This is a genomic window from Burkholderia sp. B10 (assembly GCF_004368385.1).
In the GTDB taxonomy this organism is placed as follows: Bacteria; Pseudomonadota; Gammaproteobacteria; order Burkholderiales; family Burkholderiaceae; genus Burkholderia; species Burkholderia vietnamiensis.
Genome location: NZ_PQMX01000004.1, coordinates 93,534 through 106,243 on the forward strand (window position 1 = coordinate 93,534; position 12,710 = coordinate 106,243).

Below are 12,710 nucleotides of genomic sequence, written 5' to 3' on the forward strand. Positions count from 1 at the left end.
CCGAACTTACGACCCGCGATGCAGAAAGCCGCACTGCGGGCACGCGCATCATCGGTTCTGACGGGAGTTGCGCTGCGACGCACCGTAACGGCATGCGCCACGTCATCCGCCGCGAGTCACAACAGCGGCAACACCGCGCGTATGTGCTCGGCGAACACCGCCGTCAGATGCGACGGCCGCTTCCGGTCGAAGCGCAGCGTGATGCCCACCGCCGGCAGCGGCGGCAGCCCGCGATCGGCGGCGAGGATCGCGAGGTCGGCGGGCACCGCCGTTTGCGTCATCACCGCGATCGCCTGCCCGGAGCGCACCAGCGCAATCAGCCCCGCGAGGCTGCTGCTCGCATAGGCGACGCGGTAATCGCGCCCGGCGCGCGCCAGCGCGTCGCACGCCGCGATGTGATCGAGCGTGTCGGGATCGGAAAGCGCGAGCGGCAGCCGCTCGAACTGCGCGGTATCGAGCCCCGGATAGCCGATCCACACCAGCTGCTCGCGGCGGATGAAATCGTCGGTTGCCGCCTCGTCGGGCACCGAGATCATCGCGAGATCGACGGCGCGCTTGTCGAGCTGTTCGAGCAGCCGCGGCGTCGGCCCGCACACGACCTCGACGATCGCGTGCGGATGATGGCTCGAGAACTGCCGCAGCAGCGACGGCAGCCACACCTGCGCGTAATCGTCCGGGCACCCGAAGCGGATCGTCCCCGACAGACCCGTACCGCACAGATCGGCCAGCGCCTCGTCGTGCTGCCGCAGGATGCGCTGCGCATGCAGCAGCAGCCGCTCGCCGGGATGCGTGAGCACCACGCCGCGTCCGGTGCGCTGGAACAGCGGCTGGTCGACGCTCTCCTCGAGCCGCCGCATCTGCTGGCTGAGCGCGGACTGCGTGCGGCCGACCCGCGCCGCCGCGCGGCTGAGCGAGCGCACTTCGGCGATCACGACGAACGAGCGCAGCAGATCGATGTCGAGCGAACGTGCCAAGGTATTAGCTCCTTTTCTACCTTGCATAAGAACTATTCGTTTCCATCAAAACAGAGCGGCGCCTAGACTGCAAGCATTCCCTGCCCCTCGCCTGGAGAAAACGATGTCCGCAAACGACGACGCAACGTTCTGGCACAACGCGACGCATCACCTGATCCGCTACGGCGGCACGTTCGAGCCGCTCATCGTCGAGCGTGCGCAGGGCAGCTTCGTCTACGACGCGGACGGCCGCGCGATCCTCGACTTCACGTCGGGCCAGATGAGCGCGGTGCTCGGGCACTGCCATCCGGACATCGTCGCGGTCATCGCCGAATACGCCGGCAAGCTCGATCACCTGTTCAGCGGGATGCTGTCGCGGCCGGTCGTCGAGCTCGCGACGCGCCTCGCCGACCTCACGCCGCCGGGCCTCGATCGCGCGCTGCTGCTGAGCACCGGCGCGGAATCGAACGAAGCGGCGATCCGGATGGCGAAGCTCGTCACCGGCAAGTACGAGATCGTCGGCTTCGCGCAGTCGTGGCATGGGATGACGGGCGCGGCGGCGTCCGCCACCTACAGCGCGGGCCGCAGGGGCGTCGGCCCGGCGGCCGTGGGCTCGTTCGCGATTCCGGCGCCGTTCGCGTACCGGCCGCGCTTCGAGCGCAACGGCGCGTACGACTACCTTGCCGAGCTCGACTACGCGTTCGATCTGATCGATCGCCAGTCCAGCGGCAATCTCGCCGCGTTCATCGCGGAGCCGATCCTCAGCTCGGGCGGCATCATCGAGCTGCCGGACGGCTACATGGCGGCGCTCAAGCGCAAGTGCGACGAGCGCGGGATGCTGCTGATCCTCGACGAAGCGCAGACGGGCGTGGGCCGCACCGGCACGATGTTCGCGTGCCAGCGCGACGGCGTGACGCCCGACATCCTGACGCTGTCGAAGACGCTCGGCGCCGGGCTGCCGCTCGCGGCCGTCGTGACGTCCGCGCAGATCGAGGAGCGCGCGCACGCGCTCGGCTACCTGTTCTACACGACCCACGTGTCGGACCCGCTGCCGGCCGCGGTCGGCCTGCGCGTGCTCGACGTGGTGCAGCGCGACGGCCTCGTGCAACGCGCGAACCTGATGGGCGAGCGGCTGCGGCGCGGGCTGCTCGACCTGATGGAGCGCTTCGAATGCATCGGCGACGTGCGCGGACGCGGGTTGCTGCTCGGCGTCGAGATCGTCAAGGATCGCCGCACGAAGGAGCCGGCCGATGGCCTCGGCGCGAAGATCACGCGCGAATGCATGAAGCTCGGGCTCAGCATGAACATCGTGCAGCTGCCGGGGATGGGCGGCGTGTTCCGGATCGCGCCGCCGCTCACGGTCAGCGAAGCCGAAATCGATCTCGGGCTGTCGCTGCTCGAACAGGCGATCGCGCGCGCGCTGTAACGCCGTCGCGTGCGCCGGCGCCGCACGGACCCTCCGCGATCTGCGTACACTATCCGCCGGGCAACGACGGGCAGCGAGGCGAGCGATGGGACGCGCAGCGGATGACGGCGGCACGCACGAGCACTGGCTCGTCGCGCGCCGCGATCCTGAAACGGGGATCGAAAGCCTGCGCGCGCATTTCAGCGGCCACGCATACGACCCGCACGATCACGACGACATGCTGATCGGCTTCACCGAACAGGGCGTGCAGCGGTTCCAGTGTCATCGGTCGCTGCATACCAGCGTGCCGGGCCGCGCGATCCTGATCGAGCCCGGTGCGACGCACGACGGCCATGCGCCGGAAGCCGGCGGCTTCACGTATTCGATGCTGTACCTGCCGCAGGCATGGGTCGAGCGTGCGGCGCGCCGCATCGATCTTCCAGGCCTGAGCGGCGTCGAAGCCGCGTTCGGCCATACGCTGGTCGACGATCGCGCGCTCGTCGAGGCGATCCGCGACGCCTTCGTCGCGCTGCACGGCAACGAAGGCAAGCTCGCGCGCGACCAGACGCTCGACCGTCTGCTCACGCGGCTCGGCGGCCAGCTGCGCGCGTCGTCGCCGACCGGCGTCGGCGGCCGCGACGTGCCGCCCGCGATCGCGCGCGTGCGCGAGCTGCTGCACATGCGAATGGACGGCAACCCGGGGCTCGACGAACTCGCCGAACTCGCTGGCGTCGATCGCTTCCGGCTCACGCGGCTGTTCCAGCGGGCCTACGGCACGTCGCCGCACGCGTATCTGGTGCGCCTGCGGCTGCGCGCCGCGCGGCGGCTGCTCGCGGCCGGCCGCACGCCCGCGCAGGCCGCCGCGGACGTCGGTTTCGCCGACCAGAGCCACCTCGGCCGCTGGTTCCGCCGCGCGTACCGGATGACGCCGGCCGCGTATCGGCGGATCTGCACAAACGTTCCAGACTGAACGCGCGCGGCGTCCGATCATGAGCGCTTCAACCAGGAGCACTCATGTTCGATACGAAGGTGGCATTGATCGTGCGCGACGATCTCGCGGCGTGGCAGAAACTCAACGTGGTCGCGTTTCTCGCGACGGGTGTCGCGGCCGGTGCACCCGATGCGCTCGGCGAGCCATACGAGGATGCGGCCGGCAATCGCTACGGCCGCATGCTCGGCCAGCCGATGCTGGTGTTCGCGGCCGATCTGAACGGGCTGCAGGCCGCGCATCGGCAGGCGCTGTCGCGCGAGCTGAGGATCGTGCCGTACGTGCGCGCGATGTTCTCGACCGGGCACGACGCGGCCAACCGCGACGCGTTTCGCGCCGAGGATGCCGCCAATCTGGATCTGGTCGGCCTCGCGCTGCACGGGCCGAAGAAGGCCGTCGACAAGGCCGTGAAGGGGCTCTCGCTGCACGCATGAAGGTGTCCGTGCGGCGCGGCGCGCGAGCCGGTCAGCGATGCACGAGCACGTTCACGAGCTTGCCGAACGGATCGCGCACGAAGAAGCGCCGCACACCCCACGGCTCGTCGGCCGGCCCGTATTCGACCGCAATGCCGGCCGCCTGAATGCGCGCGAGCGCCTCGTCGAGGTCGTCGACTTCGATCGACAGATCGGGCGTCGGCGTGCCGGACCCGCCCTGCGATGCGAAGCTGATCTGCACGCGCATCCGCTCGGCGCTGCCGTAGGTGGCGATCCAGCCGAGATCCATCAGCAGGTCCAGACCGAAGATCTGCTGATAGAAGCGCTTGGCGTCGTCGACCGACTGCGTGTCGACGTTCGCGACGATGCGTTTGACCTTCATCGGTTGCCTCCTCGGTACGTGTGAACGAGCGGCAGCGGCACCGCGCGCCGCAAGCCGCCGACCCGTTGCAGGCCGGCGGCGCGCGGTGCACTCAGCCGCCGAGATACGCCTGCTTGATCCGGTCGTTCGCGAGCAGGTTCGCGCCGGTGTCGGCCAGCACGACGCGCCCCGTCTCCAGCACGTAGCCGCGATCGGCCACGCCGAGCGCCTTGTTGGCGTTCTGCTCGACCAGGAACACCGTGACGCCTTCGTCGCGGATCGTCCGGATGATGTCGAAGATCTGCGCGATCACGAGCGGCGCGAGGCCGAGCGTCGGCTCGTCGAGCAGCAGCAGGCGCGGCTTGCTCATCAGCGCGCGGCCGATCGCGAGCATCTGCTGCTCGCCGCCCGACATCGTGCCGGCCCGCTGGGCCGCGCGCTCCTTCAGGCGCGGAAACAGCTTGAACACGTGCTCGATGCCGTCGTCGATCTCGTGCCGGCTCGCGAAGAAGCCGCCCATCTTCAGGTTCTCGAGCACCGTCAGGCTCGGGAACACGCGCCGCCCTTCCGGCGAGATCGCCATCCCCTGCCGCATGATCTGGTGCGTCGACATCGCGGTGATGTCGTTGCCCTCGAACAGCACGCGGCCGGACGACGCGCGCGGCGTGCCGCACACGGTCATCATCAGCGTCGTCTTGCCGGCGCCGTTGCTGCCGATCAGCGTGACGATCTCGCCCTTGTTCACTTCGATCGACACGCCGGCGAGCGCTTCGACCGCGCCGTAGTGCGTATGGACCCGTTCCAGCTTCAGCATCACTCTTCCCCCAGGTACGCCTTGATCACGCGCGGGTCGTTGCGGACCGCGTCGGGCGTGCCGATCACGATCGGCCGGCCGTGCTCCATCACGAGGATGCGGTCCGACACGCCCATCACGAGGCTCATGTCGTGCTCGATCAGCAGCACCGATACGCCGAACTCGCGGCGCAACCTGTCGATCAGCTGCTGCAGCTCGATCTTCTCCTGCGGGTTCAGGCCGGCCGCCGGCTCGTCGAGCATCAGCAGGCGCGGCTCGGTGATCATGCAGCGCGCGATCTCGAGACGCCGCTGGTGCCCGTACGACAACGTGCCGGCCGGCCGGTTGGCGACCGCCGTCAGCCCCATCCGGTCGAGCCACACGGCCGCGCGTTCGAGCGCTTCCTTCTCGGCGCGGCGATACGCGGGCGTCGCGAACAGGCCCGGCAGCAGCCCCGACTTCACCTTGCGATGCTGCGCGACCAGCAGGTTCTCGACCACCGTCAGCGACTTGAACAGACGGATGTTCTGGAACGTGCGCACCAGGCCCTTCAACGCGATCTTGTGGCTCGGCAGCCCGGCGATCGCATGACCGTCGAGCACGACGTCGCCGCCGGTCGGCCTGTAGAAGCCGCCGACGCAGTTGAACACCGTGGTCTTGCCCGCGCCGTTCGGCCCGATGATCGCGAACACCTCGTTGCGGCGCACGTCGAAATCGATGCCGTCCACCGCGAGCAACCCGCCGAAGCGCATCTGCAGCCCGGCGACCTTCAACAGTTCTGGATTCGCGCTCATTGCGGCAGCTCCACGTGGGGACGGCTCGCGGGCAGCAGGCCCTGCGGACGCCACATCATCATCAACACCATCACCAGACCGAAGATCAGCATCCGGTATTCGGCGAAACCGCGCGCGACTTCGGGCAGCACGGTCAGCAGGATCGCGGCGAGGATCACGCCGAGCTGCGAACCCATCCCGCCGAGCACGACGATCGCGAGGATCAGCGCCGATTCGATGAACGTGAACGATTCGGGATTCACGAGGCCCTGGCGCGCCGCGAAGAACGCGCCGCCGATGCCGGCGAACGCCGCGCCGAGCGTGAACGCCGACAGCTTGATGCGGGTCGGGTTCAGGCCCAGCGAGCGGCACGCGATCTCGTCGTCGCGCAGCGCTTCCCACGCGCGCCCCATCGGCATGCGGATCAGGCGGCTCGTCACGAACAGCGTGAAGCCGACCAGCGCGAGCGCGATCAGGTACAGGAAGATCACCATGTGCTCGCCGCTGTATTCCAGCCCGATCAGCTCGTGGAAGGTCTTCGCGCCTTCGACGCTCGCCGAGCGCGCCATCTCGAAGCCGAACACCGTCGGCTTCGGAATGCTCGAGATGCCGTCCGGGCCGCCCGTCAGGTCGGTCAGGTTGTTCGCGAGCAGGCGGATGATTTCGCCGAAGCCGAGCGTGACGATCGCCAGATAGTCGCCGCGCAGCCGCAGCACCGGGAAGCCGAGCAGGAAGCCGAAGGTCGCCGAGGCGAGCGCCGCGATCGGCAGGCACTCCCAGAACGACAGCCCGAAATACTGGTTGAGCATCGCGTAGGTATAGCCGCCGACCGCGTAGAAGCCGACGTAGCCGAGATCCAGCAGCCCCGCGAAGCCGACCACGATGTTCAGCCCGAGGCCGAGGATCACGTAGATCAGCGCGAGCGTCGCGACGTCCACCGCGCCGCGCGAGCCGAAGAACGGCCACACGAGCCCGACCGCGAGCAGCACCCAGATGATCGCGCGCTGCTGCTGCGCGCCGATCGCGGGCGCCGCCGGCAGCTTCACCGCCGATTTCGCGCGCACGAGCCACGGCTTGAACAGCTGGAACAGGAACACGGCCGCGACCGCGATCCAGACCGGACGCCAGTGCGGCGTCAGCACCACTTGATAGCCGTCGAGCTTCAGCTGCAGGCCCAACACGGGAATCGTGAGGATCGCGGTCAGCAGCGCGGCGGCCACCGCATTCTTCAGCGCCTGGCCGGCGGTCGCGCCGGCGGACGGACGGCGCACGGAAATGACTTGACTCATCTGCGTCTCCCTCAGACCTTTTCGATGTCCGACTTGCCGAGCAGGCCGGTCGGGCGGAAGAGCAGGATCAGCACGAGCAGGCCGAACGCGACCACGTCCTTGTACTCGGCCGGCATGTAGCCTGCGGCGAAGGTTTCGGCGAGGCCCAGCAGCACGCCGCCGAGCATCGCGCCCGGGATGCTGCCGATCCCGCCGAGCACGGCCGCGGTGAACGCCTTGATGCCGGCGACGAAGCCGATGTACGGATTGAGCTTGCCGATCGTCAGCCCGATCAGCACGCCGCCGACGGCCGCCAGCATCGCGCCGAGCACGAACGTGAACGAGATCACGCGGTTCGTGTCGATGCCGAGCAGGTTCGCCATCTTCATGTCCTCGGCGCACGCGCGGCATGCGCGGCCCATCCGCGAATGCGAGATGAACAGCGTGAGCGCGATCATCAGCACGAGCGTCACGCCGACGATCAGCAGGCGCGCATACGGCACCGTCACGTCGTAGTCGCCGCCGAGATGGATGTCGAACGCGCCGGAGATCAGCACCGGCACGGACACGTCGCGCGCGCCCTGGCCGATCTGCACGTAGTTCTGCAGGAAGATCGACATGCCGATCGCCGAGATCAGCGGCACGAGGCGCGGGCCGCCGCGCAGCGGCCGGTACGCGACGCGCTCGACCGCGAAGCCGTACAGGCCGGTGACGAGCACCGACACGATCAGCGCGGCGCCGAGCACGAGCGGCAGCGGATAGCCGGCCGAGATGCCGATCGCGGTGAGGGTCACGAGGCCCACGTACGCGCCGATCATGTAGATCTCGCCGTGCGCGAAGTTGATCATGCCGATGATGCCGTAGACCATCGAATAGCCGATGGCGATCAACGCATAGATCGCGCCCAGCGTCAGGCCGTTGACCAGCTGCTGGGCGAATTGGGGAAAGAAGTCAGTCATGTGCGGGAAGCTCCCGTTGGCATCGGTCGCGGGCCGCCGCCGGATCGTGGCGTGGGGCCGCGCGCGATGCACGGTGTGTCTGGTGTGTCTCGGGCCGCCCGTCGGCGCGCATCGGGCCGATGCGCGGCCGATGCGCGACCAATACGCACGCCGCCCCGTCCGGATGCCGGACGAGGCGGGTGCGCGGGCGGGTACTGCGTTGTTACTTGGCGGCGGTCTTCGTCGCGTCCTTGTGCCACGTGTAGACGACGAACTTGAACGCCTTCAGGTCGCCCTGGGCGTCGTACGCGACCTTGCCGATCGGCGTGTCGAACGTCGTCTTGTGCATGTACGCGGCCACCTTCGTCGGGTCGGTCGTCTTCGCGCCCGCGATCGAATCGGCGATGATCTTCACCGCTGCGTATGCGGGCATCTGGAACGGACCGTTCGCGTCGCGCTTCTTGTCGGCGAACGCCTTCACGAGGCCCGCGTTGGCCGGGTCGGCCGAGAAGTCGGCCGGCAGCGTGACCAGCATGCCTTCCGACGCCGGGCCGGCGATCGCGGTCACGTCCTTGTTGCCCACGCCTTCGGGGCCCATGAACGTGGCCTTCACGCCCTGCTCGCGCGCCTGGCGCATCAGCAGGCCCATTTCCGGGTGGTAGCCGCCGAAGTAGACGAAATCGACGCCTTGCGACTTCAGCTTCGTGATGACCGCCGAGTAGTCCGAATCGCCGGCGTTGATGCCTTCGAACAGCACGACGGGGATCTTCGCGGCTTCGAGGTCCTTCTTCACCGACGATGCGATGCCCTGGCCGTACGACTGCTTGTCGTGCAGGATCGCGACCTTCTTCGGCTTCACGTTGTTGATGATGTAGTGCGCGGCGGCCGGGCCTTGCTGATCGTCGCGGCCGATCGTGCGGAAGATGAAGTGACGCTTCTTGCCTTCGGTCAGCTGCGGCGCAGTGGCCGACGGCGTGACCATCACGATGCCTTCGTTCTCGTAGATGTCGGAGGCGGGAATCGTCGAGCCCGAGCACACGTGGCCGATCACGTACTTGATCTTCTGGCTGACGATCTTGTTGGCGACGGCGACGGCCTGCTTCGGTTCGCATGCGTCGTCCATCGTCACCAGTTCGAGCTTGTTGCCGCCCGCGCCGCCTGCCGCGTTGATCTGTTCGACCGCGGTCAGCACGCCGGCCTTCACCATGTCGCCATACTGGGCGACCGAGCCGCTCATCGGGCCGGCGAAGGCGATCTTCACGGTTTCCGCTTGCGCGGCGGCGGCGCCGGCGGCGAACAGCACGGCGGCGACGGAAATGGAGGTAAGACGGGACAGCGTCATCAGGAGCTCCTCGATGTTGTTAGTCATACGGGCAAAGGCGGCATGACTTGCGCAATCGAACAGCACCCGGGGCGAGGAGATGGGACACGCCCGAGACACATGAAGACGGACCTGCGGAGGGATGATGCGTAGCGGGGCCCGGCTCTTGCAGTCCCCGAAGGGGACGTCTGGTTCGGAAAGACATCGTGATGCGTCTTGCATTGCGCAAGCGTTTCGCCTGCCCCGCTTGCCAAATCGCTGGTCGGAGGGATGTTCCGACAGCCGTTGGCAAGGCAGCCGAAATTATATGGGCGTTTTTGAAACGTCTGTCAAAAATGCGGCTCCTATGAGGGAAAACACGGAGAAACCTCGGGCGGCGGCGGTGGCGATCTGGGAGCAACTGGGTGACGGTCGTGAGGTTGGTGGCCGGTGCAATCGGGTTGCGATTTTGAAGCTCTCTGCACGATGAAGCCTTGCTGGACAACGCGTTCGGCGAGATCGGGAGGCATGACGCGTGATTCGGAAGTCGTGCACGGCTGTATGCCGCGGCAGGTATTCAACAGAGGATTCGGGCGAACGCACCGGCGTGGGGCGCGAGCGGATCGCGCGATTTCCTTCTTTATGCTGACGATTTCATGCGCCGCGAAAGCATATTGTTATATCTGTGAAATAATTCGAACTCGCAACCGCAATCCAGCCAGCCCTCCTGCACGTCGTTTGACGCGCCCCTGTCGCGCCCCCTGTCGCACCGCAGCCAGCCAGTGATCTGCCGTTTTTCTCGTTGCATGTCACCTGCCGGAGGGCCCGATGCATCATCCTCTTCGTTTTTCTTCCGCCGCCACCATTGCGTGCGCGCTTTCGCTCGGTGCTGCCGACGCTTCGAGTCGCGATTCGCTGATCGACGGTTCGGGCAATACCAATCTGTTTCATTCGGAACGTCGCGCCGCAGCCCGGAACGACGTCCGCCCGGTTCGCGCGAAACGACGCGAGAAGGAAGCGGTGCCGCTCAAGCGCAGCCCGTTCGATACGCGCGATACGCGTGCATTGCGTGTGTCGGGGGACAAGCTCGAGCCGCAGCCTTCGACGGGCGGCGGCCTCGGTCGCGTGCTGTCGGAGATCGAACAGCGCGAGCAGCGCCGGAACGAACATCTGTGGGCCGACGAGCAGCGGCCCGTCGATGTACCGCACTACTCCATCGGCGCGCCGAATCCATTCCTCTACGTGCCCGACGCGTCGAACCGGTTCAATTCGGCTGTGCTGCCACCGCCGCCGCGTGCGTTGTTCTACGACAACGGTGCGCGCTCGCGTTGCGTGGTTACGCGCGGCGCGGGGACGTCGCGGTCGGTTTGCAATATCGGGAGGTGATGGGGGGCTGTGGTGGGGTAGCAGTTGCCGTCAGGCATCCTGTGCCACCGTCGCCCGGCAGATCAGAACTGCCAATCCTGCTGGTGCATGAACTCCTCGAGATCGATACACGGAATCTCGAAATGGGCGCATACGTTGGGAATCTTCGCGGCGTGCGGCTTCGGCACCAAGCCGGCGCCCGCACGCTGCCACCCCTCTTCGGTCACGACCGTTCCCCGGCGCACCCTGGCGCACGCTATGACGAACGGATCGGCGACCGGCGTGCCCTTGAGACGTTGCTGCTGCCCGATCAATGCCTGAAAGTGCTTGATGCGCAAAATCGCTGCGACGAATCGGAGTTCGTCCACGGTCGGCGTCGTGAATACGGATCGGTTGCCTTTCACCCACGCCGACACATCAGCGCTCACGGCCTGTCGTTCGATTTCGTTCAACACTTCTCTCGTCGAAATCAAGCGCCGCTGGCTTACGAGTTTCTCGATACCATCCCAGATACTGCGGAACACGCGCGGATAGAAATGCTGCAATGATCGAATGGAGCTGGTATCGAAGACATAGATCATGCACCGGCCCCATGAAGAACATGCTCTTCAAATCCGGCGAAGCTTTTCGGCTTGATACCGAGAAAATCCGCCGCCTGCTCGAGCGTGATCTGGTGCCGGTAGTGGCGACCGACGACTTCCCGCGCGAATCGATCGCTCAGATATGCACCCTGGTTCGCATAGTAGCTACCGCCGGCCGTATCTCTGCGCTGCGCCGACCACATCGCAGCCTTGCTCCTGTAGAAAGCCGGACTGACTCGTCCCTGATCCAGCAAGCGCCGCAGCACGGCCTCGCGGCTCACGCCGAAATAGCCGGCCAGTTCGGCAAACGCTTCCTCGGACACAGACTCGACATTGGCAGGAAGCGTTGCCGCAAGACGGTCGAATACGGCGTGCGGAATCAGTATCTCCGCCGCGATGGCATTGCAGAATCGCTCGATTTTCCTTTCGGCTTGGGGAAGCGCATCGATATAACCGGAATCGAGCTTGCTCAGGCCATTCATGTTCAGGAGCAAGTGCGCCAATTCATGCATGAGGCTGAATATTTGACGCGTCTTGGTCGTACTGTTGTTCAGATAGATGATCGGAAATGCGTCGTCCATCAAGCAAAAGCCCGAGATTTCACGCTGCCTGAATGCCGACTTGAAAACAAAAATACCCGCTTCCTCAACGGCCTTGCGCCATTGCTTGAGAGCGAGTTCATCATTGCGCCACGACGCTTGTTCATCTAGCGTGATACCGAGCGCATCGCGAACCCTGGCGGCCTGCCTGGATACGGGCTCCGATAGTGACAGCGACGACGACTTCCAGATCATCCGGGCTGCCGGGTTGCGCCCGCCGAACACCTCCCCGAGCGAGAGCTGAAATGCCTGAGCCTGCCGGATCTGCAGATACGTGTCGCGTGCAAGCGATCGCATGTCGGCTTCCGGGAGCGTCCGAAATTCGCTCTGGGGTACTTTCTCGTCGGGCGGAGCCGGAAGAAAGAAGACGGCGAGCGGCCTCTTGAAAACTTGATACGCGAGCTTCTCGAGTTGAGCGTAGGTCGGCGCCCCGGCGCCGGCCTCCCAGTCGGCAACCTCGGCAGCGGGGACGCGCAGCATGATCGCCACCTCGTCGAGCGACAGTCCGACCGTCTCTCTTGCCCAGCGCAACACCTCGGCCTGCACGCCTTCAACGGGTTCTCGTTTCATCCCAGTTTCTCTATCGATTCAAAAGGGCCACCATCCACCATCGGCACATGATAGATAGATGCGTCACTCGCCACGCACATGCTACGCAATTCGCTCCGGGCGCGCGCCGCAACATCGCCCTCACCAGTACGTCGAATTCATTCTAATTCATGGGGTTACCGCGCCGACGCAAGATCGCAACCGCCTGATTCCGGCCGATCCTTTGCTCGAGAGCTGCGCAGGAAATGTCGCCGATCTTGACGACGCGCCCGGCAGACCACATCCAGGCTTTGCGAAGCGAACGGCAGAGCGGGTATGCTAACGAGCAGCCACATGCCGATGCGTTATCCGGCATCCGGCCTCGTCCGCCAAGTTGGCCGATCAGCGACTTCAACCGCCACCA

At 66.2% G+C, this 12,710-nt stretch carries 13 protein-coding genes; 4 read left to right on the forward strand and 9 right to left on the reverse strand.

Annotation, left to right across the window (positions count from 1 at the left end; translation table 11 throughout):
* Positions 1 to 116: 116 nt before the first annotated feature.
* Positions 117 to 1,001, reverse strand: coding sequence for a LysR family transcriptional regulator (locus tag C3Y15_RS03405; protein WP_175658061.1), 885 nt, complete (start codon positions 999 to 1,001; stop codon positions 117 to 119).
* A 76-nt stretch (positions 1,002 to 1,077) separates the two neighbouring features.
* Between C3Y15_RS03405 and C3Y15_RS03410 the strand changes: the two genes are divergently transcribed.
* The 3 genes from C3Y15_RS03410 to C3Y15_RS03420 all read left to right on the forward strand — a co-directional run bounded on the left by C3Y15_RS03410 (position 1,078) and on the right by C3Y15_RS03420 (position 3,780).
* Entirely contained in the window at positions 1,078 to 2,379 is a 1,302-nt protein-coding gene (locus C3Y15_RS03410) for an aspartate aminotransferase family protein (RefSeq protein WP_034195474.1), read from the forward strand.
* Between the two features lie 85 nt (positions 2,380 to 2,464).
* Positions 2,465 to 3,328 (forward strand): AraC family transcriptional regulator, encoded by an 864-nt coding sequence (locus C3Y15_RS03415; protein WP_011880719.1) that lies wholly within the window; start codon positions 2,465 to 2,467, stop codon positions 3,326 to 3,328.
* Between the two features lie 44 nt (positions 3,329 to 3,372).
* Positions 3,373 to 3,780, forward strand: a complete 408-nt coding sequence (locus C3Y15_RS03420; protein WP_011880720.1) for a DUF2000 domain-containing protein — start codon at positions 3,373 to 3,375, stop codon at positions 3,778 to 3,780.
* 31 nt (positions 3,781 to 3,811) lie between these two features.
* Here C3Y15_RS03420 and C3Y15_RS03425 read toward each other — a convergent pair whose 3' ends face one another.
* The 6 genes from C3Y15_RS03425 to C3Y15_RS03450 form a co-directional block, all read right to left on the reverse strand.
* Positions 3,812 to 4,162 (reverse strand): VOC family protein, encoded by a 351-nt coding sequence (locus tag C3Y15_RS03425; RefSeq protein ID WP_011880721.1) that lies wholly within the window; start codon positions 4,160 to 4,162, stop codon positions 3,812 to 3,814.
* A 91-nt stretch (positions 4,163 to 4,253) separates the two neighbouring features.
* The gene (locus tag C3Y15_RS03430) at positions 4,254 to 4,955 is read right to left on the reverse strand and encodes an ABC transporter ATP-binding protein (RefSeq protein WP_011880722.1); all 702 of its coding nucleotides are present in this window, start codon (positions 4,953 to 4,955) and stop codon (positions 4,254 to 4,256) included.
* Positions 4,955 to 5,728 carry a high-affinity branched-chain amino acid ABC transporter ATP-binding protein LivG gene (gene livG, locus C3Y15_RS03435; protein WP_011880723.1) on the reverse strand — a complete coding sequence of 258 codons (774 nt, stop codon included), beginning with the start codon at positions 5,726 to 5,728 and terminating at the stop codon, positions 4,955 to 4,957. The genes C3Y15_RS03430 and livG overlap by 1 nt, the downstream gene beginning before the upstream one ends.
* A complete protein-coding gene (locus C3Y15_RS03440) occupies positions 5,725 to 6,996 on the reverse strand; it encodes a high-affinity branched-chain amino acid ABC transporter permease LivM (protein WP_059460590.1) in 1,272 nt (423 codons plus the stop codon). The genes livG and C3Y15_RS03440 overlap by 4 nt, the downstream gene beginning before the upstream one ends.
* Positions 6,997 to 7,007: 11 nt before the next feature.
* Positions 7,008 to 7,934, reverse strand: a complete 927-nt coding sequence (livH, locus tag C3Y15_RS03445) for a high-affinity branched-chain amino acid ABC transporter permease LivH (RefSeq protein WP_011880725.1) — start codon at positions 7,932 to 7,934, stop codon at positions 7,008 to 7,010.
* 202 nt (positions 7,935 to 8,136) lie between these two features.
* Positions 8,137 to 9,255 carry a branched-chain amino acid ABC transporter substrate-binding protein gene (locus C3Y15_RS03450; RefSeq protein ID WP_034195540.1) on the reverse strand — a complete coding sequence of 373 codons (1,119 nt, stop codon included), beginning with the start codon at positions 9,253 to 9,255 and terminating at the stop codon, positions 8,137 to 8,139.
* 786 nt (positions 9,256 to 10,041) lie between these two features.
* Between C3Y15_RS03450 and C3Y15_RS03455 the strand changes: the two genes are divergently transcribed.
* Positions 10,042 to 10,599 carry a hypothetical protein gene (locus tag C3Y15_RS03455; protein WP_060042505.1) on the forward strand — a complete coding sequence of 186 codons (558 nt, stop codon included), beginning with the start codon at positions 10,042 to 10,044 and terminating at the stop codon, positions 10,597 to 10,599.
* A gap of 62 nt (positions 10,600 to 10,661) precedes the next feature.
* On the opposite strand, the gene C3Y15_RS03460 is transcribed toward C3Y15_RS03455, so the two are convergent.
* Positions 10,662 to 11,159 carry a PIN domain-containing protein gene (locus C3Y15_RS03460; protein WP_011880728.1) on the reverse strand — a complete coding sequence of 166 codons (498 nt, stop codon included), beginning with the start codon at positions 11,157 to 11,159 and terminating at the stop codon, positions 10,662 to 10,664.
* On the reverse strand, positions 11,156 to 12,328 hold the full coding sequence (locus C3Y15_RS03465; protein ID WP_011880729.1) for an XRE family transcriptional regulator: 1,173 nt from the start codon (positions 12,326 to 12,328) through the stop codon (positions 11,156 to 11,158). The genes C3Y15_RS03460 and C3Y15_RS03465 overlap by 4 nt, the downstream gene beginning before the upstream one ends.
* Between the last annotated feature and the right edge of the window lie 382 nt (positions 12,329 to 12,710).